We start from the raw sequence: 25,955 nt of genomic DNA, 5'->3' as shown, positions 1-25,955 counted from the left end.
AGGCTTTGTAGCGTAGCCATGCCTTTCAAACACAATACCAGCGGCCAGCACCAGCGTTGGTGCATGGATTCTTTGTCAACGGTTTGGCGATAGGCAGGCAGGATCGAAATCAGCTTGATTTGAGTGCCATGCCGTACAAACACAACGCAGATCGTCGTCATCACGTCGGAAAGATGAAATTCAGGGTGACGAATTGGCGTGACTACGAAGCAGGTCTGCGCCGGCGTGGTAGCCTGACCTTATGGGTAACGCCGGAGGCACTGGCGGGATGGCGCGCTCCGCGACGCAAGACCCGCGGCGGCCAAGCCCGGTATTCCGATCTCGCCATTGAGACAGCGCTGACGCTGGGTTGCGTCTTCGCAATGCGGCTGCGCCAGACCGAGGGATTGCTCCACTCGCTGCTGGATCTCATGGGGCTGAAAGTCCCAGTTCCAGATCATACGACGCTGAGCCGTCGGGCACAGAAGTGGGAGCCATCAGCCCGACGAAACCCGCCGCAGCCGGACGGCCCGCTGCATGTGCTTGTCGATAGCACGGGATTGAAAGTCTACGGCGCCGGGCAATGGCTGGAGCAGAAACATGGCGCCAGATCACGTCGCAACTGGCGCAAGCTGCATCTGGCAGTGGATGCCAAAAGTGGCGCGATCATTGCCCAAAGGCTGACAGATCAGGACACGGATGATCCTTCCCAGGTGGCACCGCTGCTCGATCAGATCGACGGCGAGATCGACCAGTTCACAGCCGACGGAGCCTATGACGGCAAGCCAACCTATCGGTCTATCCTGCAGCACAGCGCAACCGCGAACATCGTCATTCCACCGCGTTCCACGGCGGTGGAAAGCGGTGATACCGGACCGCTTGGTCAAAGGGACAAGCACATTGCCGCAATCGCAAGCGACGGTCGGCTGAAATGGCAGGCAGCTACCGGCTACGGCAAGCGGGCGCTGAGCGAAACAGCCATCGGACGATACAAGGGGCTGATCGGACGGCGCCTGCGAGCACGCTCTCTTCCGGCTCAACAGACCGAGGTTGCCATCGGTTGCATCGTTCTCAACCGCATGCTGGCATGGGCACGCCCGGAGTCTATCCGGCGTCAAGTCACGCAGGCATAACCAACTACATTAAAGATCGAAATGCGTTCGATTTCATATCCGCGCACCAACGCCACATCCTGATCTCCTCCATGGATCGCGCGCCATGCGCGGATCCGGCGCTCAAGTGTGCGGCGAATACCAGAATCGAGCTCGGGATGACGCTTGCAAAGCTCACGAAGAATGCCGACAGGGCGCAAGCCGGGAGCGCTTTGCAGCATGGGAACCACCTCTTCGGTGAATATCCCTTCCAATGGATCAGGCCGACGTCGTTCGTGTTTGGCCTTCTTTTCGCTTGGTGGACGGGGGTCTGATTCGATCCGATAACCAGTGGATGGGCTGAAACCTGATTTGGCGGCCGCGACAGGGACACTGTGCTTCTGGCGATTTTGCATATAGAGCCTCGATTGTTGATCCGTGATGTGACTGCCGGACATTCATTCTTCCTTTGAGCGGGAAGAAGAAATGCACCCGACACATCGCGATCACCAGACGGCGTGAACCCCTATGTGGGTTCGCGCCGTCGCCAGGAACGTCCCTCCAGTCGGGCTACGCCCTCCCTCCGTGACGTCCCTGGCGACGCTCCCATCCTGATTGACGCTCCTTCCAGGTTGATTGCCGCGCCGTAGCAGTAATCCACCCGACACCGATTTCCTCGGTCGGTTCTCATTGACGGAGCGCCTATCGGTGGAGACGTGGCCTGGGACGCGGGTGAACAAGCTCTGATGCGCGGGTTGGTTACCGCATGTCCATGTATTCGTCCGGGGCTGGTCCTCTCTTACAACGGGCGTCGGCATTGCCGGCCACAAAGCGATGCCGGAAATTCCCCATTCAATGCCACGTCCCCGCCGATAGGCGCGATGATTATTCTCGTCGCGACCGAGGATCAGGTTCCTGCCTGCTGCCCATCCGCTCGGGCGATGGCCCACATGAAAGCAGCGAGTTCCCGAGCTATTGCGATCACAGCCACGGTGCTGCGCTTGCCACGCGCGATCAGGGCCCTGTAGCGCTTGGTCAAGCGCGCCTGTGCGTTCCACGCTATGTCTCGCACGACTTCAGGCAGGTGGCGGCTTTCGAAGTATTTTCTTTTCCCCAGTTTGGCCGGATAGCGGTAAGTCCAGGCGCTTTCAGCCAAGACGCGGCGCACTCGGGCATTCCCAGTCTTGGTGATGCCGCCCCGTCGCACGGCGTCCCCGGTCGAGCGCTCCGAGGGGACAAGTCCGAGATAAGCCATCAGTTGTCGCGGGTTGGCAAAGCGGCGTTCATCGCCGATTTCGACCATGAAGGTAGCCGCACAAATGAGCTTGACCCCACGCAAAGCCTGCAAGCGTTCGACTACCGGCGCGAGTGGCCAGTCGAGCAGGCCGTCTTCGATTGCCTTTTCCAGGCGTGCTGCTCTTTCCCGGCACTGCGTCTCTGCGAGGATCAACTCCTGCAGGACAGCTTGCTGACTGCGGAACGAGAAACTCAGTCCATGCAGCCATCTGAGATACCTCGTTCCCCAGGCCTTCAAGCCCGGGTAAATCTTGCCATGTCGCAACAGGAAGGATCGAATCTCCTGCCGCTTTCGCGTTCGATCCTTCACCGCAGCTTCGCGGGCGCGGATCAGGTCACGCATAGCCTCATGAGCAGCGTCCGGGTCCAGATCTCCGTCAGCTCACCGGCACGGAACAGCCGGGCAAGTTTCTCGGCATCGCGGCGGTTCGTCTTGACCCGATCGCCAGGCTTGCGCGGGATCATAGACGGAGCAATCACGGCGCACTCGTAGCCAAGCGCTTCGATCTCCCGCTTCAGACCGTATCCGGTGGGTCCAGCCTCATAGCAAAATCTCAATCGTACACCCGGGCGTCCGAGCTTGCGGACGAGGCGGCGTACTGACGCACTATCGGAGGATATCTCTCCGACATATCGAACCTCGCCCGTACGCCCGCCCTCGGCGAGGGCAACAGCATGCCGATCCTTCGCAACATCCAATCCTACGAAAACTTCGCTATATTCTTCCATGGTTCGTCCTCCTGGCATGAGGATAGGCTCGACGAGCAACCCTCGCTTCAACACTGCCAGTGTAGGGCGAACCACCCCACAGCCGGCAACCAGAAAGGACATAAGGTCTTACGCATGACCAGATTTTCCCGTGATCCTCTTTATCGTCGCCACCGATTTCCGGCGCAGGTGATTGCCCATGCCGTTTGGCTCTATTTCCGGTTTCCGCTCAGCCTGCGGATGGTCGAGGATATGCTGGCAGCTCGTGGCGTCATCGTCTCTCACCAGACCGTGCGACTTTGGGCTGAGAAATTTGGCAGACACTTTGCCAATGATATCCGGAAGCGATCGGCCGGCAAGCTCGGCGACAAATGGTATCTCGATGAGGTTGTCATCACCATCGGTGGAAAGAAACACTGGCTTTGGCGCGCCGTTGATCAGGACGGGTTTGTTCTCGACGTGTTGGTGCAAAGCCGTCGCAATGCCAAGGCGGCAAAGCGCTTGATGCGAAAGCTTCTGAAAGGGCAAGGCCGTTCGCCGCGTGTGATGATCACCGACAAGCTTCGATCCTACGGTGCGGCGAAGCGGGAGATCATGCCAGGCGTCGAGCATCGCTCGCACAAGGGCCTGAACAATCGGGCGGAGAACTCTCATCAACCCGTCCGACGGCGGGAGAGGATCATGAAGCGCTTCAAGTCAGCGCGACATCTTCAGCGTTTCGTTTCCGTCCACGACCCGATCGCCAACCTCTTTAACGTTCCCCGCCACGATATTCCATCCACCCACCATCGAGAACTGCGAGCAACTGCCATGCAAGCATGGCGCCAAATCGCGCGCCTTCACGCCGAATGAACCAAAGCCTCACTCCCAGATCTTGTTTTCACAGCGTTAAGTTTACGGTGCCCCTCGACTGGTTCCACATCACCATGCGCATCACGGTCCTGCGCCAATTCGGCCAGGGTGTCGAAAACCATAATGAGCGGGCCGGGCAGGCCATCCTTGAAACCCTCCGCAGGATCAAATGGCATCTCTGGCATGGCAATGCGTACCGTGCCCGTGAGGAAATCGACGACCTGCAATTCGATGCGGAAGCGCTCGAAACGGATTACCCGAACATGCGCAAATTCCTGACGGCCATCGGCGAGTTCCGATCTTACATCGCTTCCAACAGCGCAAGCCTGATCAACTACGGCGAACGCTACCGGTCCGGTGAGCGGATATCCTCGGCCTTCGTCGAGGCAACCGTCAATGCCGTCATCAGCAAGCGGTTCGCGAAAAAGCAGCAGATGCAGTGGAGCAGGATCGGCGCGCATCTTCTGCTGCAAACCCGCACGCAGACCCTCGACGGCTCCCTGCGCTCGACCTTCCAGCAATGGTATCCCGGTATGGCGAACGACAATCACGAACCAGACGAAACAGCTCTCGCCGCATAACCGCCCCACAGTTCCTCATGCTCCCCCTGTGGGGACGCGACCTGAGCAGCATACGAATCAGGTGTGCCGAGCTTCCAGCTCGAAGGGAAGACTCTAGCCTGGTCGACAGGAACTTACACCACGCAGGATCACCGTCGCGCAAATCGCCGGTAGCTTTCAGGCTGCTGTCAGCTAGGGCTGGCAGAAGGGTTGTTATTGGAACAACCAATCAGGAGACCTTATAAAATGAGAACTCGGCCCAACTCGGCCAAGCTGGCACGAGTCTTGAAACCCTTAGTGCAAGGCGGCGAGAGCTGCCTTCATGGCGCGGGCAGCCGCGAATGGAACAAGAGAAGGAAAGCTACATGTCAGGCGGTGCGACATTCCACACCGAAAGGATTTCATCATGGCTAGCGTGAAGGTCGACAAGAACAGTTTTCAGGCTGAGGTACTCGAAGCTTCCGAACCCGTTGTCGTGGATTTCTGGGCCGAGTGGTGCGGCCCCTGCAAGACGATCGGGCCGTTACTTGAGGAAATCTCGACGGAAATGGCCGGCAAGGTGAAGATCACCAAGCTCAACACCGACGAGAATCCCGAAATCGCGGCGCAGTTCGGCGTGCAGAGCATTCCAACCCTGATATTCTTCAAGGGCGGCGAAGTCGCCGACATCAAGGTCGGTGCGCTGTCCAAGACCGCGCTGTCGCACTGGATCGGCGGCAACGTCGCCTGATCGTCCAACCGGGGCAGATTACCGGGCAGTCAGGCTTGAGCGGCTTGCCTAACGAGATCCGGGAGCGGCGGAATCGACTCTTGTGTTGGTATGCCGAGGCGGTCGCCGAGATAGCGGAAGAATGAGACGTCGAGCTTGATGCAGGTCTTCATCAGGCCGAGCAGGACGTCGCGGGCGTTCTTGCCTGCCTCGCTGACGGTTCCGCCGGAGATCTTGCGCTTGGTGACGAAGGTGCGGATGTCGTTTTCCGAACCATTGGTGTGGAGGCGCAATCTTACATTTAAGTGCAGTGCGACACAGGCGCTTACTGCGCGCTGAGCGCGTTGGCACAGGCTTTGCACATACAAGTGCGGCAACACTGAGTGAGGGTGACTGCACGATGGCCGATTCAGCACGTGGTTACTGTTTGGCGGCCGACCCTAAAGTTGATGAGAGAGACAGAATTGGCCGGGTTTGATGTGAACGGCGCAAAACCCACGTTCAACCTCCCAAATCGCCTGTCCGATCTCTTGAGCGCACGTGACGACGTCCGAAAGGCGGCGGCCTCCTCACCGCCCGCCGCCGCGCTCGGCTTTGAGGGTTTGGTGCCGCCGGTCAAGAACAACAGAGGACATAGGGAATGACGATGCAGACGGGTCGAGTTGTATGGGGAAGCAAAGGATCACGGCAATCTAGGCTGGCGTCCGCCGGAGCTATGCAGGTCAGAGCCGCGCCATGCCGTGCTCGTCTGGCCAGGCTTCGCTCCTTGCGCAGCGCCGCGGTGCTGTTGGTCGCGACCGCTTCGTCCGGGGCGTTGGCGCAGGAAACGCCGCCGTATGTCAATGCTGACGGAACCGGCACCTACGATCTACAGGCCGCCATGCAAAGCTGGCGCGATGACCCAGAATTCCAGGGCAATTGGGGACTGAAGGCAATGAACGCCGACGGTGCCTATGCTTTGGGCATTACCGGAAATGGGGTCAGAATTGGAGTGTTCGATTCCGGTATTCTGTCTAGTCACCAGGAGTTCGTGGGTGGTCGGCTTAATCTCATTTACGTCGAGGGGTTTTCCACGGAGGGCAAACCATTTGGGATGAGCGGCGAGTACAATCCGGAAATCAATGATGATCACGGAACTGGAATGACAGGGCTGATCGTCGCGAGCCGCGACAACAAAAAAATGCACGGCGTCGCTTTCGGTTCGCCCTTCTATGTTGCCAATACGGGCGGGCGTGACGATCTACAGCAGGGCTCCAACAATCCGGCCCTCGACTTCAACTTCTTCAAATCGACGTTCGATGCGCTCGGCAAAAAAAATGTAAGAGTGGTCAATGAGAGTTGGGGAAGCGATTCAGCTATTCTTTCGGAGAGGCGTACAGGTAGCATTTCCGACTTGGTTTTTGCCTCCAGGAATTTCTGGAAGCTCCGGACGGGAGGAACCAAAACCTGGCTTGATGCAGCGGTCGATGGGTCCAGGCAGCATGGTTTTGTTCAGGTGGTCTCCAACGGCAACCATAGCAAGTCTGCTAATCCTGACTTGTTTGCCAGTCAGCCGTTTTTAAATCCGGATGTAGAAAGGAAGTGGTTGGCTGTTACCGGCTACGACGAAACAGGGAGCCAAGTCTATAATAAATGCGGCGTGGCAAAGTGGTGGTGTATCATGGGCCCCTCTGGCATGAGCTCGACCAAGACAGATGGCAACTACATGGACAATGCCAACGGCACATCGGCAGCTTCCCCCCACATTTCAGGGGCTCTTGCCCTTGTCATGAGCCGATATCGCTATATGAGCAACGAAGAGGCTGTCACAACACTGCTCACGACAGCTCAAAACAAGATTGCCGATCCGGATCGCGAAGTACCCAAACGTGGTGATAAGACCTTTGATTTTCTTACCGCGGTGAAGAATGGCGACAGTCGGATTCCGAATGAACTTGGCGGCTGGGGGCTTCCCGACCTGAAGAAGGCAATGGCCGGTCCCGGCCAGTTATTCGGGCATTTTGCGGCGGGCTTGCCGAAGGGAATGTCCGACACCTGGGCGAACGACATTTCCGATGAAGCGATCAGAGCGCGCAAGGATGACGATCTAAAAGAACAAGCAACTCTGCGCCAACTTCTACAAAGCGGCCAGGGGGAGAATGGTAAAGCATTCACCGAGGATGACAAAAAAAACCTGATGAATCTCATCGTCACTCGCGAGAAAGCGATGCAGACACGCGGCAAGGATCCGGTGACGGGCAAGACCTATGTTGACAGTCTGGAGAAGCTTGGCGACGGGCATCTCATTTTGACTGGGAAGAACACCTATGCGGGCAGCACTTGGGTACGCGGCGGCAAGCTGTCGGTGGATGGTTCGATCACCTCGACGGTGACGGTGGATGGCAGCGGCATTGGCAAAGAGGTTGAATACTATACGCCGAACGGCGACAAGCAGACCGAACAGGGCACGACCGGCGGGACGATTGGCGGCACCGGCACGATCGGTGGATTGATTGCAAAAGCGGGCGGGACGGTTGAGCCGGGCAGTGTGACGCAGCCGATCGGCACGCTTAAGGTTGGCGATGTGGGTGTTCGCTTTGAGAAAGGCTCGACCTATGCGGTTGAGGTCAATTCCCTCGGCGCAAGCGACCGGATCGAGACCACCGGCACGGTCACGGTCAATGGCGGCACGGTCAAGGTGCCGGCGGGATGGCTTTATAAGCCGGAGACCCGCTATCAGATCCTGACTGCGGCCGGGGGGGTGAATGGTCAATTCGACAAAACGACCTCGGACCTTGCGTTTCTGGATCCGTCGCTTGATCACCGGACCCATGATGTCGGGCTGACATTGTCGCGCAACCAGGTGGCGCTGGCCTCGACGGCGGCAACGGCGAACGAGATGGCGGTTGCGGCGGCGCTGGAAAATGCCTTTCCCCTGACGCCGTCGCCGACATCACCCGGCCAAGCGACGCCGGCGGGAGAGCCTCAGGCGGACGCCACGCCAGAACTGGCGCTGGCGCCGCCATCGCCCACTGTACAGGCTCTGCCGGCGACCCCGCTCGATCCGCTGCTGCTTGCTGTTCTCAATTTGAGCAAGGCCTCGGCCGGCCACGCCTGGGCGCCGCTGTCCGGTGAGATTCATGCGACGGTTAAGGGTGCGCTGATAGGGGAGAGTTCTTATGCGCGCGATGCCGTGATGGAGCGTCTGCGTGCGGCGTTTGACGGGGTGGGGGCCTCATCCGTGCCTGTGATGGCCTATGGGCCGGACGGGGTGGAGCCGGTTTGCGCCGATACGCAACGGTTTGCTGTTTGGAGCCAGGCCTACGGCGCCTGGGGAACTGCCGACGGCGATGGCAATGCGGCCGGTTATCACCGCTCGGCGCGCGGCTTCTTGGCGGGCGGGGATGTCTTACTTGGCGATTGGCGGCTAGGCCTTGCGGGCGGTTATGGTCATTCCTCCTACGAGGTCGATGCGCGCGCCGCATCGGCCGAAGCGGACAATTACACGCTTGCCCTTTATGCCGGTACCCGAATCGAGGCGTTATCTTTGAATTTTGGGGCGGCGCATAGCTGGCATTCGATCGACACCGGCCGGGGGGTCGTGTTTCAAAGCTTTGCCGATAAGGCGACAGCCTCCTACGATGCCCGTTCGGCGCAGGCCTTCGGCGAGGCAGGCTATGAGCTGAGCTACGAGTTTGCCCGCTTCGAGCCCTTCGCCAATCTGGCGCATGTGCATCTCAAGACGGACGGCTACCGCGAGAAGGACACGAACGGCGCCGGGTTAACGAGCAGCAGCAGCAGCAGCGACGTGACGTACACCACGCTGGGGCTTCATGCCGGTAGCGACTTCGTCGTTGGCGGCATGGCCGTCAAGTCATATGGGACGCTTGGCTGGCGGCATGCCTTTGGCGATGTGGTGCCGCGGGCCGCGCATGGCTTCGCCGGCGGCCAGAACTTTGCGATCAGCGGCACGCCGGTCGCCAAGGACGCTGCCATCCTCGAGGTCGGGCTGGACTTCCGTCTGGCGGCCAATGCCAGTCTCGCGGTCTCTTATGAGGGTCAGATTGCGTCCTCCGTGCAAGAGCATGGCGTCACCGCAAAGCTTGGCGTGCGGTTCTGACGGCACCGTAACGTTAACCGGGCATCGATCAAAATGTGGGATCTGGCGGCATGACCAGATTTTCCCGTGATCCTCTTTATCGTCGCCACCGATTTCCGGCGCAGGTGATTGCCCATGCCGTTTGGCTCTATTTCCGGTTTCCGCTCAGCCTGCGGATGGTCGAGGATATGCTGGCAGCTCGTGGCGTCATCGTCTCTCACCAGACCGTGCGACTTTGGGCTGAGAAATTTGGCAGACACTTTGCCAATGATATCCGGAAGCGATCGGCCGGCAAGCTCGGCGACAAATGGTATCTCGATGAGGTTGTCATCACCATCGGTGGAAAGAAACACTGGCTTTGGCGCGCCGTTGATCAGGACGGGTTTGTTCTCGACGTGTTGGTGCAAAGCCGTCGCAATGCCAAGGCGGCAAAGCGCTTGATGCGAAAGCTTCTGAAAGGGCAAGGCCGTTCGCCGCGTGTGATGATCACCGACAAGCTTCGATCCTACGGTGCGGCGAAGCGGGAGATCATGCCAGGCGTCGAGCATCGCTCGCACAAGGGCCTGAACAATCGGGCGGAGAACTCTCATCAACCCGTCCGACGGCGGGAGAGGATCATGAAGCGCTTCAAGTCAGCGCGACATCTTCAGCGTTTCGTTTCCGTCCACGACCCGATCGCCAACCTCTTTAACGTTCCCCGCCACGATATTCCATCCACCCACCATCGAGAACTGCGAGCAACTGCCATGCAAGCATGGCGCCAAATCGCGCGCCTTCACGCCGAATGAACCAAAGCCTCACTCCCAGATCTTGTTTTCACAGCGTTAAGTTTACGGTGCCGCGCGGTGACCAGAAAATGGCATGTCGACGAGACCTATATCAAGGTTCGCGGAAAGTGGATGTATCTCTATCGCGCGATCGACAGCGCCGGCGACACCGTCGAGTTCTGGTTCAGCGAACACCGGGACCTGCTGGCGGCCAAACGGTTTTTCCGAAAAGCGCTTGAACGCCATGGGCGGCCCGCGCGGGTGGTCATCGACGGCAGCCAGACCAACCGCGAGGCGCTCGTCTCGTGCGATGCCGAAAACCGACTGCGCCGTCCCTCCCGGCGCGCTCCCAAACGGATTGGCATCCGCCAGAGCCGATATCTCAACAACCGCATCGAGCAGGACCATCGGCGTATCAAGCGCCGGGTGCGGCCGATGCTCGGTTTCAAGTCATTCGCAAGCGCGACGGCAACACTGGCTGGAGTCGAGATGATCCACATGATGCGCAAACGGCAGGCGAGGTACGCCTACAATCCAAATCCGTCGATTGCTGAACAGTTTGAAATCATCGCCGCAGCGTGAAGCTATTGCCGCCCCCTCAGTTTCTGTGCCGGTATGAAAATTTGCAACGGAACCGATCGAGATTAAGCGGCTCGCTGCCGCCAATACCGTAGCAGATGCGCCCGTCTTCGCCGACGATACGCGTGACCATCGCGCTCATACCGATGAGAAACCGGCTCGAAAAACGATGATTGTAGGCGTTACGGAAGTCCCCGGTAGCCCGCTTGAACGCGCCGCCGGCGATAGGCTCGACGCGGCGCTTGAAAGTCCGGAAGCGTCGCCACCCCCTGCAAATCGGGTCTATATCGTCCAGATAGAGCGCTCGCTCATTCGGGAACTCGTCACGCCACCCTTGCAGATCTTTTGTCCTATTGGCTTGGTGGCACAGATGTCCCGCCGCGAAGGCGAAGCGCGACTTGATCGCATAGGGCCTCCCGAGAGCGACCGTCCCCAGCGTGTTTATGAACTCATGTGAGACTGCGAGCTTCTCTTTATCGGAGAGTGCGGCCGCGACGCGCGCCCATGCGCGCAGCCGACGCACGTCATGAGTCAGGTCGTTGATGATGTTCGCGAGCTCCGAGGCATATTCCGACAACATGCTGGAATACGGCATCCATATCACGGTGAGCGGGTTGGGGAGCGTCCACCAGCGATAGGGCATAAACCGACCGCCGATCTCGCTATGATCAAGCTCGTGTCGATAGACGGTGTAGAGGCGAATTGCCTCTACAGATTGTTTCTGCGTGAATTCGTCCGGTTCAGGCATTGCGGCGGGCCCAATTGACGACCGACCAGATCAGCTTGTCGCGCTGCATTTAAAGGTGAGACTTCTCGCCTAATGATATCAAGCCCTTAGCCTTGTATTTAAATTGAGAATTTGCATTTAATTTGAGATTCGCGCTTGGCTCGCTGCAGTTAATGTGAGATTTAGACGGTCTAACGTTAGCTTGAATTGTTCGCAGGCGGCATGGGCGACGACACCAATGATGATTACGGAGAGCGAGCGCGTTGGAACGAGGCGTGCCGGCGCGAAGAGGCAATCCGCAAGCTCGTGGAGCGCTATCCAAAAGGCCTGAGCGGGCAGGCTGTAGCGGATCTGGCGTGGGAGCTAGACCTCAGCCGGGCCACTCTCTACAGAATGATCAGGCTGTTTCGAGCGGGTGGCACTGTAAGTTCACTGATGGACCGAAAGCGCGGTCGGCGCCAGGGACATCGCGCCCTCGATAAAGATCGAGAAGGCCTCGTGCGTCGAACGATTGAAGGCTTCTATCTCAAGCCGACACGCCCGTCATTTGCGCAGTTGGTTCGCCAGGTCCAAATCGCCTGCGCAGCGGCCGGCCTTACTCCACCAAACTGGCGCACCATCAAATCCCGGGTTGAAGAGGTCGATCTACGGGTGAGGGGGCGTAAGCGCGGCGAGAGCGAGATCGTCAAAGCTACAACGGCCACGCCAGGTGCCCTTTCGGCGTCGCGGCCGCTTGAACTTGTGCAAATCGATCATACCAAAGTTGACGTTTTCGTAGTCGACGAAGAAACGCGTCTGCCGCTCGGACGGCCCTGGCTGACACTAGCGTTGGACGTCTTTTCTCGGATGGTGACGGGCTTCTATCTGACCATGGAGGCGCCGTCGCGATTATCGACAAGCCTATGCATCCTGCACTCAGTATTCGACAAGACCCCGTGGTTGCAGGAGAGGGGTATCCATGAAGCGTGGCCCGTGGCCGGTTTGCCGGGAACGATACATGTCGACAACGGCGCGGATTTTCGTAGTCATGCATTCGAACGTGCCTGCCGGGACAACGGCATACAGATCGATTGGCGTCCGCCGGGGACGCCCCATTTCGGCGGCCACATCGAACGGTTGATCGGCACGCAGATGGGCGCGGTTCATCTGCTGCCAGGATCGACCTCAAGCAACATCGAGGAACGGCGCGAGTACGATGCCAAACGCCATGCGACACTGACGCTTCGAGAGCTTGAGCGCTACATCGCACTCGAGATCGTTGGGCAATACCATCATGCTATCCATGGCGCACTCCGTCGGCCACCGATTGCGGTCTGGCGGCAGCACGAGAGCGAGTTGGTGTTGCGCCTGCCGAACGATCGTATGCAATTCTGGATCTCCTTCCTGCCGGAGGCAGAGAGAACGTTGCGCCCGACCGGCATCCATCTTTTCAACATCCGCTACTGGTCTCCCGCCTTGGCCGCCGATATCGGACGGGCCAAGGCCCGCCTGATTGTGAAATACGACCCCCGCGATTTGTCGCGCGTTTTTGTTAGGCGTCACTCCGGCAGCTTTGTTGAGGCTCGCTATGCCGATGTGACACTCGCGCCCATTACGCTGTGGGAGGCGCAGGCTGCGCGGCGCAAGCTCAACGCTCAGGGCAAACGCGAAATTGACATGCACGTCCTTGTTCGTACCGCGCTTTCGCAGCGCGAACTGATCGAGGAGGCGAAACACAAGACACAAGGGCGTCTGCGGCTTGCGAAAACGAATGTGGATGACGATGAAGTGGGCTCGCTTCGGGGCGTCGATTCAAGCAAACCTGTTCCCTCCGTTGAAGATCTGGATTGAGCCCCTTTGAGCACCGATACCGTCCATCTGACGCAGGCGGCCAAAGACCTCCTAGGCGAGCCTGATATCGTGCGAGTTAGCGCAATTCAGGCTCGCCGCTGGATTTTTTATCCGCGTGCCAAGCAGGCGCTCGATCGTCTCAACCTGCTGGTCGACCATCCTCGCGGCACGCGCATGCCCTCGGTGGCCATCTACGGCGACAGTGGTATGGGCAAGACGATGATCCTGGAAAAATTCTGCGACAACAACCCCTCCCGTTTTGATCCGACGACCGGCGTACAGGCTATACCGGTCCTGGCAATCGAGATGACCGGGAAGCCAGGTGAGCGCCGTTTATATGCCGGGATCCTGGCTGCACTTGGCGCGCCACAGGCACCCCGCGCCGACATTGTGCAGATGGAGCAAGCGGCATTGCGGCTTCTGAAAACGGTCGGCGTCCACGTTCTTGTGATCGATGAAGTACATAACATTCTCGCCGGCTCGTACCGCGAACAGCGGGTCGTGCTGAACACGCTGCGATTTCTCAGCAATCGGCTTCAGATCTCCCTCGTTTGCTTCGGCGTTATCGAAGCGCGCGAAGCGATAAGTGGCGACGTACAGCTTGCCCGCCGATTCGGCGAGCTGACCTTGAATAGGTGGGCGGCCAACGAACAGTTCGAAGCACTAGTTTCGTCCATTTTGCGGAATATGCCGCTTCGCCGACCGACGGTGCTGACGCCGAAATCTCTACGCCGAATTCTGCAGATCAGCGGCGGCATCACTGCAAATATTTTCCAGGCGATCACGAGCCTGTCCGCCGAGTCGATCGAGAGCGGCTTAGAGCATATCACCGATGAAGCTGTGGAAAGTTGGCGGCCGCCAGTTACCGAAACAGCATACGCATGATCCGAGAGCTCAACGGCACACGGCCGCTTTCAGTCATTCTCAAACCCGTCCCAGATGAGCTCCTGTCGTCGTGGATCACGCGCCATGCCGATTTCTATGGCGTCCCACCGCTCACGATGCTTCGCCATGCCATTCCTGAGGCAACATCTTTGCGGCAAACCGATACAAACCTGGGGCCAACCGCCGCCGTTCACATTGCGAGGCTGTTTCGATCCCAATCTTCGACAATCTTGGCAATGACCACGTCTGGGTTCCCACAATCGGCAGCGCGGCTCGTCGCGCCACGCGTCATTCAATGCTGCGTCGCCTGCTCCGAGCAAAACAGCTTGCGAGGAGCCGCAACTGCGGTACAGCGAAGCTGGATCGAGGGTTGGCGGATAACCTGTCCCGTTTGCAGGCAACGGCAGCAAGGAACGAGGGAGGGGGCATCTGCCCTCCCAAGCACGTCATCGCCGTTCGAGGATCTTTGGGTAAATGCCGTCCATGGGGAGGAGCTCATCGATCAGTCGCTGCGGGGAGCATCTGTCGGTGGGGTATCGCCAATCGATATCGCCCGGTTGCTGCTCATCAGACGATGCCCAAAGCGCTCCCGTCATCAGGCATCGATACGCCACTCCACCATCCTTGGCGCCGTCGTTCAAGGTTTCGATGAGCTTGTAGCCGAACAGGGTCTCCCAAGACCTACGATTGCAAGACCCATCTTGCCTATCGGACTTCGCATGGCGCTGCTCGCTGGTATCTCAATCGTCTATGAGGCAGGGCCCACGTTAGTCTCCGAACTCAACCGCCAAACGCTTGGCCCCCATTACACGCGATTCGTTGCAATCGGCGCCGGCATGTCGGCTTCGAGAAACTCTCAGCCGCTGCAGGTGAATTGAGACTCAGGGGCATTGAATCTCATCATTAGGTACAGTGGTCGCGAGAGGTCGGCGCAATCTTACATTTAAGTGCAGTGCGACAGCGTCATGGCGGATCGTGCGGGCAAAGTGCGCGGACATGGTCGAGACCTCCCGGGTCGGACTGATACGGGAAGGCTATCCGCAGTGCGCGGACAGAGAGGCTGTTTGGATGCCTGCCCGTAGAGAGAGTCTCTCTATTGTGCACCCCGGGAAGAGGATATCTCTGGGGTCTTGTTACGATTGCGCCGGCAGCAGGTCGGCCACCGGCACGACGCTCTCGTCCTTCACCGTCTTGGTGACGATGTAGGTGAAGTAACGGTCGATGCCGATCTCGCGCTCGAGCAAGCCGTCGACCAGCCGCTGATAGGCATCGATGTCGCGCGCCATCACCTTCAGCACATAGTCGACGCCGCCACCCACCGACCAGCAGGCGACGACCTCGGGGATGTCACGGATGATGCGTTCGAAGCGATCGAAATCGGCTTGGCGGTGGCTGGCCAGAGTCACCTGCATCAGCACGGTGGCGACAGGTGCGATCAAACGCATGGCGACGCTGGCGTGATAGCCCGAAACGATGCCAGCCTTTTCCAGCTTGCGCAGCCGCATCCAACACGGCGTTGGCGACAGGCCGACCTTGTCGGCCAGCGCCAGCTTGGTGATGCGCCCGTCGCGCTGGATGGCGTCGAGGATTTTGAGATCGATCGGATCGAGTCTTAGGAACGCCATGCTAAGTATCCATTTGACGCACTTATATCAGTTCAATTTCCGGCCTGTAGCATGCTCCGTCGTCAACGCCGATCGCAATGTGATCCGCTCCCAGTCGCGCGTTGTTAAACCCCTTCGCCATTCCTGAGAAAACGCCGGGCAACCGACCCCTACTGTCGTGTTTGTTGGATCCGCGACACATTGTTTCGCCCTGGTTGCCTCCTGCACTCCGGGTCAAATCATTGAACAAAACTCAGTAAAATATTTCTAAGGCTCCTTCGGCGCAATTGGCATGACTTTTGAGAAGTCCTCTTCGTGAAACGCGACGCCGGGCGGCACCGGTGTTCGTCCAAGTTGTTCTTCGCAGCTGTGGCTCAGGACTTGGGTGCGCCAATTCGGCAAGCTCCCTGGTTCGACCACGAACCCATTTGCAGGCATACCCGCCGACCTGCCAAGCCAATACCCAAATAGGGAGGCAACGATGACTGACCAAAGTAAACCGGATCGCGAGGAGGAATTTGCGGTCTTCAACCATCTTGAGTCCGAAGTGCGCAGCTACGCCCGCAGCTTTCCCGTCGTTTTCGCGAGGGCACAAGGGGCCCAGCTGTTTGCGCGAGATGGGACAGCCTATCTCGATTTTCTCATGGGCTGCTCAAGTTTAAACTATGGGCACAATCCCCCCGAGCTGAAGTCCGCGCTCGTAGACTATATTGCGCGTGACGGCATCACCCATGGCCTCGATCTGTATAACGAAGCCAAGGAGTCTTTTTTGCGGGAATTCGATGAGACGATTCTTAGACCGCGACAACTAGACTACGTCGTACAGTTTCCCGGTCCAACCGGGGCCAACGCGGTCGAGGCTGCCCTCAAGCTGGCGCGCAAGATCACTGGTCGGCCCAACATCATAGCCTTCACTAATGGCTTTCACGGCGCGAGCCTTGGCGCTCTCTCCTGCACCGGCAACCGATATCACCGCGCCGCCGCCGGGCAGCTGCTCGGCGGCGTCACGCGACTGCCCTATGACTGCTATCTTGGATCCGCTGTAGACACCGCCGATTACCTTGATCGCCTGCTCTCGGATCCCTCCAGCGGCGTGGACGCCCCGGCGGCGGTGATTGTCGAGACAGTTCAGGGCGAAGGCGGCCTGAATGTCGCCGGCGCGGAGTGGCTGCGCAGGGTGGCGGCCATTGCGCGCAAACACGGAGCTCTGCTGATCGTAGACGACATTCAGGCGGGTGTTGGCCGTACCGATGCGTTCTTCAGCTTTGAGGCGGCCGGTCTCCGCCCGGACATCGTCACTCTGGCGAAATCGATATCGGGCTATGGCCTGCCTATGGCCCTCGTCCTAATTGATCGACAACTCGACAAGTGGGAGCCGGGAGAACACAACGGCACGTTCCGCGGCAATTGCCATGCTTTTGTGACCGCCCGGGCAGCCCTTGAGCACTTCTGGCGGACAGACAGCTTTGCTGCGTCCGTCGCGGAGAAAGGCAATCTGCTGAAAAGCCGCCTTGAGCAGATCGCGCAGAAATACGACCCAAGCCGCGCTTCAGCCAAGGGTCGTGGCATGATGCGGGGCATCGATCTGAAGTCTGGCGAGGTTGCCGGTCAAGTCATCAGCACCGCCTTCCAAAAGGGCCTCATTGTCGAGACCGCTGGTCCCAAAGACGAGGTCGTGAAGTGTCTGCCACCTCTTGTCATTGGCGAGGATCAGCTTAGCCAAGGCCTCGACATCCTCGAGGACGCTATCGAAAGCGTGATTGGCAGCACCGTGAACACGGCAGCGTAAGAGGTGAATCATGATCGTCAGGGATTTTAATGAGGAGAAACTGACAGCCCGGCGGGTCCAGACGACGAGTTGGGAAAGCGGGCGGATGCTCCTCAAGAACGATGGGATGGGCATATCACTAGGATCTATCCGGACGCCCGGGCTCAAGATGCACTTTCGGAACCACCTTGGGGCGATCTACTGCATCTCAGGAACGGGTTCTATCGAGGATCCGCAGGCGGATGAGGTCCATGTCGTGCGACCGAACATCATTTACGCGTTCGATAAGCATGACGCCTACCTGTTGGGCCGAGATCGAATTGGTGTTGGCCTACGTCTTTGTACCTCCCTTGGCCGGCAGCGAGGTGCATGGTGAGACCGGCGCATATCCTCTCGACTCTGACTGAGGCGATCTGATTTCGCCACAGAGAAGGTTAATGAGCGTCGACATCAAGCGTATTCGGCTCCTTCGCCTCACCGCGGTCGCTCGTCATGCCAGAGGCCGTGGCTTCCCCTGCGCTAGCACATCCGCAGACCAGGAAAGTACGACGACGCGTGGATTCGATCTACCTCCCATGGCTGGCGTTTCGGAGAACCTTCGCACGGCATGGCAGCGCTACGAGCTACGTCAGAAGGAGAAGAACGTATGGACGTCAGCGCGCATGCAAGACGTATGGACGGCGCGCTGGTGCCGCGGGTTGTCAACTGACCAACCTACCTCGCCGAAAAGGATTTTGAGGTGAATCTCCTGCCTAACCGCGAGCCTAACGCCCACACTGTCGAGAAGATCGGAGGCACGTCGATCTCCAACACCGCTGCCGTACTCAAGAACGTCCTAATCGGAGGACGCAAGGGCAGCGCACTCTACAACCGTATATTCGTCGTATCCGCTTATAGTGGAATGACCGATCTGCTCCTCGAGCACAAGAAAACCGGCAAGCCCGGCGCCTATGCGCGCTTTGCGGGCGACAGATCAAGATCGGCTTTGGTCGAAGCGATCGCAGAGGTCCATCGTGAGATGAGGAGGATCAATGCGGAAGTCTTCGGCCGCTCGCCGGAAAGGCGCGTCGCCGATGATTTTGTTCGCGACCGCATCGAAGGAGTGCGCGGCTGCCTGTTGGATCTGCAGCGGCTTTGCTCAAATGGCCCCTTCAGGCTCGAAGAGCACTTGCATACCGTGCGCGAGGTTCTCGCCGCGCAGGGCGAAGCCCACAGTTCCCACAACACGGCACTGCTCCTCAGGACACTTGGCGTGGAGGCGATCTTCGTGGACATGACGGGCTGGCGTGACGAAACTGAAATAAGCCTTGACGAGCGAATCGAGACGGCGCTATCCGCGATCGACCTCGGCAAGCAGCTGCCGATCATCACGGGCTACAGCCGATGCCCAGCTGGCCTGGTGCGGCTCTATGGCCGTGGCTACACCGAGTTTACATTCGCCCGGATCGCCGTACGCACAGGCGCCAAGGAGGCAATAATCCACAAGGAGTACCACCTTTCGACAGCCGACCCCAAGATTGTCGGCATTGAACGGGTCCGCACCATCGGCCACACCAACTATGATGTCGCCGATCAGCTCTCTAACCTCGAAGTGGAGGCGATACATCCGGCTGCAGCCAAGGAGTTGCGCCATGCGAATATACCTCTTCGTTTCAAGAATACCTTCGAACCTGGGGACGAAGGAACCGTCATTACGCGCGACTACGTCTCTGACACACCGCAGGCAGAGATTATCACCGGCCTCAAAGGAGTGTATGCACTAGAGTTTTTCGAGCAGGATATGGTGGGTGGGAACGACTATGATGCGGAGATACTCAAGAAGTTGAAAGGCTATGACGTCCGCGTCGTCACTAAGGCATCAAACGCAAATACCATCACGCATTATCTAGCCGCGGCACCCGACGTAATCGCGCCCCTTGTCCAGGCTCTAGAGGAAAGCTTTCCGACGGCTGATATTGTTACAAAGAAGGTGAGCATTGTCTCGGCCATCGGAAGCGACCTAAATCTCCAGAACCTAGCGGCCATTGCTGTGCAAGCGCTAGCAGATGCTTGCATAGAGGTCCTAGGCATCCACCAGCTCATGCGCAGCGTAGATATAATCTTCATAGTTGATGAATCCCGCTTTGACGACGCTGTTAGGGCGCTTCACCGCGCTCTGATCGAAGATTTATGGCTGCCTCTTGCAGCGCAGCCTTCGTCCAGCGTGGAGCGCTAAGGCTGAGCCGATGATTGATTTGCACAGCGTCACCACCGGCATCGTGGAACCTCGAGCATGTCGCAGACTCGGTTGCGCGAAAATCGCCGTGACGGCTGGGAAAACATCGGCCCTGATCGATCGCGGGATTGTCGTTTCCTACGAGACCATCTGGAGGGGTCTTGATGCGGCTGTTCTCGCGCAGCGTCAGTTCCTCCGACAGCAAGATGTCGATCGCCTCCAGTGCCGACAATTCCCCATGCCGAGGCGTCGCTCGACATGGTCGAGTGCTTCGAGCGCGCGTGGCCATCTTCAGTCCGACGAGATCGTGGCGGATCGATCATCGACGGCATGGAATCAAGGGCGCTCACGGTCACCTGAAAAGCGTGATCCCGGCAGGAAGGCTTTGCCTCGTGCGGCTCGCAAGATCTGGCCGCATAGGCGCTCGTCCAGCTCTAACAAGAGGGTGAACCATCATCGCTCGATCGGCTGTTTCGATCTCGAATATGAGGGTCAGCGCTTGGCTATCGCTACAGCACCATCCTGATGCGGACCGGCGCGGATTACGAGATCGAGCTCCCCGCGACCGTGACGCCGCTTGGAGCCGTCTCCTCGCCTCGATCATGCTCTCGACGATTTCGAGGTGAGGGGCGCTTGCGGTCGTCAGCGCCGAGGTGGAGGCAGCGCTAGCGACCAACATCGATCGCGGTGACCAAGAGGCAAGGTTGCTTGAACGTAGTGCGCCTCCAATTGGGCAGATGAGGGGATCGCCGCCCATCAATGCACTGCCGGCTTGGAAAAGGGCAGCTCCCTGAGGATCTTGTTAATGATCTTGCGGAGCTGCCGCCAGATGGGGAGGTTTCGTTCGTCCACCCGCTCCTCAATGGCCGTCAGCGTCCAACCGACGCAGGCAATATCATCCACCGCCCTATAGGTATCAGACCGCTTGATGCAGGCCGCAATGCGCGGGCGAGCATCGCCACTGTCCTTCGGAATGCTGGCAACCAGGGCTTGCGCTTCCTGATAGGCGAGCGCGATACGCTGCCGATCCTCGGGACCGCTTTCCAGGATCATGCGGCAAGTCCACATGAGAGTGTTCGATATTTCCTCGGATTCATCCCTCATTTCGGATCGGATTCCCCTGAAAATTCCCAAAGTGTGGTGGAGGGCAGGAGGCGAGCTCGAACTGCCGGGCATGCCGCGCCCCATCGCGTTCTTTCCCCTTGTCTCGATCAAAAGCTCATCGTTCTACAAGTGGGCCGATTACCTGAGCAACGCCGCTCCTGGCATGGCAGCTGATTTCGGTTAGATGAGTCAAAGTGATTGGCAGATTATCGCTATGCAGTTTGCCGGATCCCGGCCATGAGGTCGACTTGCTTGAGGCGAGCAGCCGGTGTTTCCCCCTTCGAGCGGATCCGCCAGGATCTGGTTGGCAGCCATGGTCAAAACCCCGCTCAAACCGCATCGAACGCCCTGAACTTCGGATCCGCATAGGCGGCCCGCCTTTCCATCGCGCATTTTGCCGGGGATCGATTGACCGCAATGGAGAGGTGAGGTTCGCCATGCAAGCATGCTTGGCGTCCAACTCGTCAAGGGCTATCGAAAACGTCCAGGCAGACGGCGCGGCGGCTCTGAGGCAGCAGCTGCGGGTCGATTGTATCGGGCACGTCCTCGACCAACTTCTTGGTACAGCGGTAGACGACATAGGCCAGAGTGCCGATGACGGTTGCAGGCTGCATTGGGCTTCCCCTCCCCGACCAGTCGCACCAGGGCAGATTGAGAGCGGCGAAGCTTCCGCTAACGCGCACCTCTCTCCGATATTCCGGCGATGCATTCCTCCAGGCATTCGAGGCGGAACTTCGCATTGCGGAGTTCATGTCCGGCTTCGAAACGTCGATGGCGCCCTTGTGGTGTGGTCGCCATGAGGTCGTGCTCCAGGTCCGCAATGCGCGCACGCACCTGCCGAGCGTCGTCCTGACGCAATGCCTTGATCCATCCACGCCCGCGCATCAGTCTTCCTGCCAGCACCCACCCAAAAAGCCATGCGGGTTTATCCATCGAGATCCTAATTTCCGGCAAGCCGAAACGCTCGTAATTTAACTTTGGCTATTTTAGCGAAGACAAAGAGGTTCTTGGAAAAAAGGGCGTCCGTCCTATCGGCCATCTTCGGCTCTGATGTCTGCGCTATCTGTTTGAGGAGCGCTGCAACGGCTTTGGGCATGCCGCGGACAAGCGAAGTAGCGCCGGTCAAGCGCAGTTGCGATGTAGGCATCGGGAGCACGGTTGGTGTGTGGATAGTCAGCCCTGGCCTATTGTCCATTGAGCCAGCCGGCGCGCATTTTCGCAGCCATGGTGGCGGAGCATGTTGAATTGGCATTGTTTGAGCAGTCACTCGGCAATATCGAAGGCCTGCATCGGCCGTTCTGTGATCGTGTGGCTGACGCTGCGGAGAAAACCGCTGGATCGGTTCTTTTCGATGTCCGTGTCGACGGCGATATCTGCGTTCAGCGCATGGCTGCGATTGGATATGGCGTGACCGGCACGGCAATAATCGTGATGGAGAAGAATCGACAACTTAGATGCGCATCGGTAAACGGCGACACCGCCCTTTTGGTGGCAGAGTTGGCTGCCTGGGATGCGTCTCCGTTACGTGAGCAAGCGAAGGTTGACCCCTGCGGAACGGCCATCATCCTGCTAGCGAAGCTTCGGAGCTCAGGTCACTTCGCCCTTTTCTAACCGGCTGAGCGCCGCTTCCTACCTTGCGGGCCAAGCAGCGGAGAAATCATGTCCGGTTGCAAGTGTGCCTGGCGTCCAACTCGTCAATTTCACCGGGTATCGAAAACGTTCTTGGCAGATGGCGCGGCGGCGATGACGCAGCAGGCGCGCGAACGGCGGCCAGCAGCAGCCTCTCGGCAGTGAGACCCGGCTTCGTCCCCGTCCTCAAACTGCTCACGTTGAACGCGGGACGCGACGGGCTCCGGCGGGATCGATCCGAACCACCCTGGCATCACCTTCGGACCAAGAAACCTGCCGTGACCCGAGACCCTGGCGCATCCTAATTGCAAAGGTTTACGGTCACCTGCAGGACTATGTGTTGCGGCCAATGCGCCGGACGGCTGTCCTCGGAGGAGATCATAGCCATAGACATGGCTCTGCTAGGCTTCAGATCCCGCGGTTGTTTTGGGCTATGTGAGCGGCGGAAACGCAGGACGATGATAGGGTCATGATGAAGCGCGCGAGTTGCTGCCGGCCGATCAAACCGGCCTTGCAAATTTTTCGTTTTTGCTGCGCCTAACTCCAGATTTTCGGTTATGAATCGGGACTGGCCTAACGGCCTGCCCACGTTGCAATTGTTACAAAGGAACACACATATGGCGACCGGAACCGTGAAGTGGTTCAACAGCACCAAGGGATTTGGATTTATCCAACCCGACAATGGCAGTCAGGATGTTTTCGTCCACATTTCCGCCGTTGAAAGAGCGGGCCTTTCGACCCTCGCTGATGGTCAGAAGATCAACTATGAAGTCGAACAGGACCGCCGCACGGGCAAGTCCTCAGCTGGCAGCCTCAGCAAAGCTGGCTAATTTTCTCCTGCCTGCTGGCAACCGCCGGATGGACGGTACGGCGAGGACTGACTGATGGCCGCCCAATAAGAAGCGGGCGAGAACAAGGCTCGACCGGAACGCTGGAGCAGGAGATTGCTGCAAGCCGGCGCGAATCCTGGGGAAACCAAGCTGTTTGAAAGGGAAAGCGGGGTTGGTTCCCCGTCTTTTCATATTCCGCGCAGACTTTGTCTGTTGCGCGCGCCACAACGAACCTCGAGAGATAAAGTCAGGCGGCGGCTTTCTTGCGGGTCTTCGCCGGCTCCGTTTCCGGCTCTTTCGGTTTGCGGCCGAGCCCCATCGTCTTAGCCAACGCCGAGCGCGCAGCGGCGTAATTCGGCGCGACCATCGGATAATCTCCCGATAGACCCCATTTGGCGCGATATTCGTCCGGCGTCAGCCCATAGTCGGTCGACAGATGGCGCTTTAGCGATTTGAATTTCTTTCCGTCCTCAAGGCAGATGATGTAGTCCGGGGTCACCGACTTCTTGACCGGGACTGCAGGCTCGAGAGCCTCCGGCTCTTTTGCGGAAACGCTGCCGGCCGTGCCTTTCAGCGCTGTGTGCACCTGGCCGATCAGGGCAGGGAGTTCACCTACCGGGACCGGATTGTTGGAGACATAGGCTGAGACGACATCGGCGGTGAGCTCGATGAGGACGTCGATGTTGTTGTCGGCTTCTTCTGTCATGGAACTCTCCGGGTGGCTTGAAATACAGCTGGCGAAGCGTCGCTTCATAGTGGCGGTTGCTGTTGAAAGCAATAAAGCCCCGGCAAGACTTTTGCCATGCTCGTCCTGCACCGTGGTCAATAGCGACGCATCCCGCCGTCTTGCTCGTGGTGATCCGACCGCGGTTGGAGCGTCCATGCTCGATGTGATGAGGAGGAGATCCTGAAACGCCGCCAAGCCCGTTCTAGCAGGCTGTTGAAAAAGTGGCTCGCAGCGGGGCTGTGAGCGTGATTCAGTGTCTCCGGAGAGATTCGGAGAACGAGGCATGCGCGGTGGAGACGAACGGTCTGGCGAACTGTTCAGTTATGTTGATCTCGAGGCTCGGGTGCGGGGCGATCATCCGTTGCGCCGCATTCGGGCGATTGTGAACGAGGCGCTGGCGGCGTTGGAGCGGGACTTGGCGGCGCTATATTCGCCGATGGGGCGGCCCTCGATCCCGCCGGAAAAGCTGCTGCGAGCGATGCTGCTACAGGCGTTCTACTCGATCCGCTCGGAGCGGCTGTTGATGGAGCGGCTGGAATACGACCTTTTGTTCCGCTGGTTTGTCGGCATCGGCGTCGACGACGCGGCCTGGGACCATTCGGTGTTCTCCAAAAACCGCGACCGGCTGCTGGAGGGCGACATCGCGGCGAAGTTCCTTGCTGCGGTGCTGGCGCAGCCCAAGGTGAAGAAGCTTCTGTCTACGGACCACTTCTCGGTCGATGGCACCCTGATCGACGCGTGGGCGTCGATGAAGAGCGTCAAACCGAAGGACGGCTCGGGCGAGCCGCCGGCCGAAGGGGGCGGGCGAAACGCGGAATCGGACTTCCATGGCCACAAGCGCTCGAACGACACACATGCCTCGACCACCGATCCGGATGCCCGGCTCTATCGCAAGGGCAAAGGCAAGGAGGCCAAGCTGTGCTTTATGGGACATGGCTTGATGGAGAATCGCCACGGCCTGCTGGTCGACGCCTGCCTGACACTGGCCGACGGACATGCTGAGCGGGTGGCCGCACTGCACATGATCGAACCTCGAGCGGAGCGGCCACAGGCGATCACGCTCGGCGCCGACAAGGCCTACGACGCGGAAGACTTCGTCAATGAGCTGCGCTCGATGAGGGTGACGCCGCATGTAGCGCAGAACAAGCGGCCGCAGTTCCGCGATCGACGGGCGCACGACGCGGCATGGCGGCTATGCCGTCAGCCAGCGCATCAGGAAGCGCATCGAAGAGGCATTCGGTTGGATCAAGGTCGTGGCCGGCCAGCACAAGACCAGGTTCCGCGGCCGCGACCGTGTTGGATGGGCCTTCACCTTCGCCGCCGCTGCCTACAATCTGGTGCGACTGCCAAAGCTCATGGCGGAGACCGGTTGATGGCCAAGGTTCCCAGCTTCGCCAAGGCCTTTGCCGGCCGCTGGCGCATCGTCGAGATGGATGTTTGGGATAACGACTTCCTTGATCTCGTCGAGGAAGCGCATCTGACATTCAAAGGCTCGGCGGATGGCAAGATCGCCTTCGGCGCACTCAAGGGCTTCCTCGATGTCCGATATGGCACCCGCGATGGCTCAGCCTGCGCGGAATTCTCGTGGGAGGGGCATGATGAGAACGACCCAGCCTGTGGCCGCGGCTGGGTTGTCTTTGGCACTGCAGGCCGCCTCGTCGGCCACTTCTACATCCACAACGCCGACGATTCAGGCTTCGTTTGCGAAAGAGCCTGACTTCTTCAACGACCTGCTAGATCTCTTCTATGCTGAAGATCGGAATAGATCATTCGGAGAATTCATGTCCGGCGCGCTCGACAATGGCTACCCCGAGAGCAGAGCTGGCCGCCTGCAAAGCAGCAGGATCGAACTCACAGCGATCTGGATCTGGTCGCAACGATTGAACAAGCACCTCGGGCGCCAAGGCGCGTGCTCACGGGGAGGGGCCCGGTGCCCAGCATCTGGAAGAGCCGGCGGCTGGCGCGTTCAGCTTCATCCTCGACCAGGCTTCGCCCCGACGAGCTGCACCGCGACATT

22 protein-coding genes and 7 pseudogenes are annotated in these 25,955 nt (G+C 59.0%); 19 read left to right on the top strand and 10 right to left on the bottom strand.

The features are described from left to right. The first annotated feature begins 128 nt into the window (after positions 1-128). The gene (locus AC0V8S_RS38735) at positions 129-1,112 is read left to right on the top strand and encodes an IS5 family transposase (protein WP_475439182.1); all 984 of its coding nucleotides are present in this window, start codon (positions 129-131) and stop codon (positions 1,110-1,112) included. 14 nt (positions 1,113-1,126) lie between these two features. Here the strand turns inward: AC0V8S_RS38735 and AC0V8S_RS38730 are convergent. Together AC0V8S_RS38730 and AC0V8S_RS38725 are read right to left on the bottom strand one after the other, a co-directional pair. Further along, positions 1,127-1,528, bottom strand: a pseudogene (locus AC0V8S_RS38730) (IS21 family transposase); the annotation flags it as partial. 449 nt (positions 1,529-1,977) lie between these two features. Beyond that, a pseudogene (locus AC0V8S_RS38725) lies at positions 1,978-3,095 on the bottom strand (IS110 family RNA-guided transposase). A gap of 114 nt (positions 3,096-3,209) precedes the next feature. On the opposite strand from AC0V8S_RS38725, the gene AC0V8S_RS38720 reads away from it, so the two are divergent. The 3 genes and pseudogenes from AC0V8S_RS38720 (at position 3,210) to trxA (ending at position 5,216) form a co-directional block, all read left to right on the top strand. Continuing rightward, entirely contained in the window at positions 3,210-3,926 is a 717-nt protein-coding gene (locus AC0V8S_RS38720) for an IS6 family transposase (protein WP_183455349.1), read from the top strand. A 53-nt stretch (positions 3,927-3,979) separates the two neighbouring features. Continuing rightward, a pseudogene (locus AC0V8S_RS38715) lies at positions 3,980-4,507 on the top strand (ISKra4 family transposase); the annotation flags it as partial. A gap of 385 nt (positions 4,508-4,892) precedes the next feature. Continuing rightward, positions 4,893-5,216: a thioredoxin gene (gene trxA / locus AC0V8S_RS38710; protein WP_258598711.1), complete on the top strand. Its 324-nt coding sequence runs from the start codon at positions 4,893-4,895 to the stop codon at positions 5,214-5,216. 29 nt (positions 5,217-5,245) lie between these two features. Here trxA and AC0V8S_RS38705 read toward each other — a convergent pair whose 3' ends face one another. Next, positions 5,246-5,488: a hypothetical protein gene (locus AC0V8S_RS38705; RefSeq protein ID WP_475438916.1), complete on the bottom strand. Its 243-nt coding sequence runs from the start codon at positions 5,486-5,488 to the stop codon at positions 5,246-5,248. A gap of 473 nt (positions 5,489-5,961) precedes the next feature. On the opposite strand from AC0V8S_RS38705, the gene AC0V8S_RS38700 reads away from it, so the two are divergent. From AC0V8S_RS38700 to AC0V8S_RS38690, 3 genes and pseudogenes are all read left to right on the top strand, one after another. Further along, positions 5,962-9,294, top strand: coding sequence for an autotransporter domain-containing protein (locus AC0V8S_RS38700; RefSeq protein ID WP_475438915.1), 3,333 nt, complete (start codon positions 5,962-5,964; stop codon positions 9,292-9,294). A gap of 50 nt (positions 9,295-9,344) precedes the next feature. Beyond that, on the top strand, positions 9,345-10,061 hold the full coding sequence (locus tag AC0V8S_RS38695; RefSeq protein ID WP_183455349.1) for an IS6 family transposase: 717 nt from the start codon (positions 9,345-9,347) through the stop codon (positions 10,059-10,061). Between the two features lie 45 nt (positions 10,062-10,106). Then, positions 10,107-10,622, top strand: a pseudogene (locus tag AC0V8S_RS38690) (IS6 family transposase); the annotation flags it as partial. A 16-nt stretch (positions 10,623-10,638) separates the two neighbouring features. Here the strand turns inward: AC0V8S_RS38690 and AC0V8S_RS38685 are convergent. Next, complete coding sequence (locus AC0V8S_RS38685; protein WP_183465768.1) at positions 10,639-11,367, bottom strand: integrase; 729 nt, start codon at positions 11,365-11,367, stop codon at positions 10,639-10,641. 201 nt (positions 11,368-11,568) lie between these two features. Between AC0V8S_RS38685 and AC0V8S_RS38680 the strand changes: the two genes are divergently transcribed. The 3 genes from AC0V8S_RS38680 to AC0V8S_RS38670 are packed head-to-tail and all read left to right on the top strand — an operon-like array spanning position 11,569 to position 14,939. Beyond that, a complete protein-coding gene (locus AC0V8S_RS38680; protein ID WP_475438914.1) occupies positions 11,569-13,176 on the top strand; it encodes a transposase in 1,608 nt (535 codons plus the stop codon). Positions 13,177-13,182: 6 nt separating this feature from the next. Beyond that, positions 13,183-14,061 carry a TniB family NTP-binding protein gene (locus tag AC0V8S_RS38675; protein WP_475438913.1) on the top strand — a complete coding sequence of 293 codons (879 nt, stop codon included), beginning with the start codon at positions 13,183-13,185 and terminating at the stop codon, positions 14,059-14,061. After that, positions 14,058-14,939, top strand: a complete 882-nt coding sequence (locus AC0V8S_RS38670; protein WP_475438912.1) for a TniQ family protein — start codon at positions 14,058-14,060, stop codon at positions 14,937-14,939. Before AC0V8S_RS38675 ends, AC0V8S_RS38670 begins: the two co-directional genes overlap by 4 nt. A gap of 255 nt (positions 14,940-15,194) precedes the next feature. Here AC0V8S_RS38670 and AC0V8S_RS38665 read toward each other — a convergent pair whose 3' ends face one another. Further along, positions 15,195-15,686 carry an Lrp/AsnC family transcriptional regulator gene (locus AC0V8S_RS38665; protein WP_475438911.1) on the bottom strand — a complete coding sequence of 164 codons (492 nt, stop codon included), beginning with the start codon at positions 15,684-15,686 and terminating at the stop codon, positions 15,195-15,197. A 460-nt stretch (positions 15,687-16,146) separates the two neighbouring features. Between AC0V8S_RS38665 and ectB the strand changes: the two genes are divergently transcribed. From ectB to AC0V8S_RS38650, 3 genes are all read left to right on the top strand, one after another. Continuing rightward, entirely contained in the window at positions 16,147-17,454 is a 1,308-nt protein-coding gene (gene ectB, locus AC0V8S_RS38660; protein WP_475438910.1) for a diaminobutyrate--2-oxoglutarate transaminase, read from the top strand. Positions 17,455-17,464: 10 nt separating this feature from the next. After that, the gene (locus tag AC0V8S_RS38655) at positions 17,465-17,809 is read left to right on the top strand and encodes an ectoine synthase (RefSeq protein WP_475438909.1); all 345 of its coding nucleotides are present in this window, start codon (positions 17,465-17,467) and stop codon (positions 17,807-17,809) included. 363 nt (positions 17,810-18,172) lie between these two features. Further along, the gene (locus AC0V8S_RS38650) at positions 18,173-19,648 is read left to right on the top strand and encodes an aspartate kinase (protein WP_475438908.1); all 1,476 of its coding nucleotides are present in this window, start codon (positions 18,173-18,175) and stop codon (positions 19,646-19,648) included. A gap of 157 nt (positions 19,649-19,805) precedes the next feature. Here the strand turns inward: AC0V8S_RS38650 and AC0V8S_RS38645 are convergent. Then, a pseudogene (locus tag AC0V8S_RS38645) lies at positions 19,806-19,980 on the bottom strand (AAA family ATPase); the annotation flags it as partial. Positions 19,981-20,108: 128 nt separating this feature from the next. On the opposite strand from AC0V8S_RS38645, the pseudogene AC0V8S_RS38640 reads away from it, so the two are divergent. After that, positions 20,109-20,297 (top strand): annotated as a pseudogene (locus AC0V8S_RS38640) (hypothetical protein); the annotation flags it as partial. A 107-nt stretch (positions 20,298-20,404) separates the two neighbouring features. Here AC0V8S_RS38640 and AC0V8S_RS38635 read toward each other — a convergent pair. After that, the gene (locus AC0V8S_RS38635; RefSeq protein ID WP_475438907.1) at positions 20,405-20,701 is read right to left on the bottom strand and encodes a hypothetical protein; all 297 of its coding nucleotides are present in this window, start codon (positions 20,699-20,701) and stop codon (positions 20,405-20,407) included. Between the two features lie 13 nt (positions 20,702-20,714). On the opposite strand from AC0V8S_RS38635, the gene AC0V8S_RS38630 reads away from it, so the two are divergent. Beyond that, positions 20,715-20,936 carry a hypothetical protein gene (locus tag AC0V8S_RS38630; RefSeq protein ID WP_475438906.1) on the top strand — a complete coding sequence of 74 codons (222 nt, stop codon included), beginning with the start codon at positions 20,715-20,717 and terminating at the stop codon, positions 20,934-20,936. Between the two features lie 280 nt (positions 20,937-21,216). Here AC0V8S_RS38630 and AC0V8S_RS38625 read toward each other — a convergent pair whose 3' ends face one another. Further along, positions 21,217-21,366, bottom strand: a complete 150-nt coding sequence (locus AC0V8S_RS38625; RefSeq protein WP_475438905.1) for a hypothetical protein — start codon at positions 21,364-21,366, stop codon at positions 21,217-21,219. Between the two features lie 58 nt (positions 21,367-21,424). After that, positions 21,425-21,685 (bottom strand): hypothetical protein, encoded by a 261-nt coding sequence (locus tag AC0V8S_RS38620; RefSeq protein ID WP_475438904.1) that lies wholly within the window; start codon positions 21,683-21,685, stop codon positions 21,425-21,427. Positions 21,686-21,976: 291 nt separating this feature from the next. Between AC0V8S_RS38620 and AC0V8S_RS38615 the strand changes: the two genes are divergently transcribed. Both AC0V8S_RS38615 and AC0V8S_RS38610 read left to right on the top strand, forming a co-directional pair. Beyond that, positions 21,977-22,363: a hypothetical protein gene (locus AC0V8S_RS38615; protein ID WP_475439181.1), complete on the top strand. Its 387-nt coding sequence runs from the start codon at positions 21,977-21,979 to the stop codon at positions 22,361-22,363. 635 nt (positions 22,364-22,998) lie between these two features. Further along, complete coding sequence (locus tag AC0V8S_RS38610) at positions 22,999-23,211, top strand: cold-shock protein (RefSeq protein ID WP_258598170.1); 213 nt, start codon at positions 22,999-23,001, stop codon at positions 23,209-23,211. A 247-nt stretch (positions 23,212-23,458) separates the two neighbouring features. Here the strand turns inward: AC0V8S_RS38610 and AC0V8S_RS38605 are convergent, their stop codons facing one another. Next, positions 23,459-23,917: a Ros/MucR family transcriptional regulator gene (locus AC0V8S_RS38605; protein WP_258598168.1), complete on the bottom strand. Its 459-nt coding sequence runs from the start codon at positions 23,915-23,917 to the stop codon at positions 23,459-23,461. Positions 23,918-24,221: 304 nt separating this feature from the next. Here AC0V8S_RS38605 and AC0V8S_RS38600 point away from each other — a divergent pair. Together AC0V8S_RS38600 and AC0V8S_RS38595 are read left to right on the top strand one after the other, a co-directional pair. Beyond that, positions 24,222-25,311: pseudogene (locus AC0V8S_RS38600) on the top strand (IS5 family transposase). After that, positions 25,311-25,655 (top strand): hypothetical protein, encoded by a 345-nt coding sequence (locus AC0V8S_RS38595; RefSeq protein ID WP_475438903.1) that lies wholly within the window; start codon positions 25,311-25,313, stop codon positions 25,653-25,655. The pseudogene AC0V8S_RS38600 and the gene AC0V8S_RS38595 overlap by 1 nt, the downstream one beginning before the upstream one ends. The last annotated feature ends 300 nt before the right edge of the window (positions 25,656-25,955 follow it).

It is taken from the genome of Mesorhizobium oxytropidicola, assembly GCF_056174625.1.
This window is presented reverse-complemented; position numbering and strand designations above follow the sequence as displayed.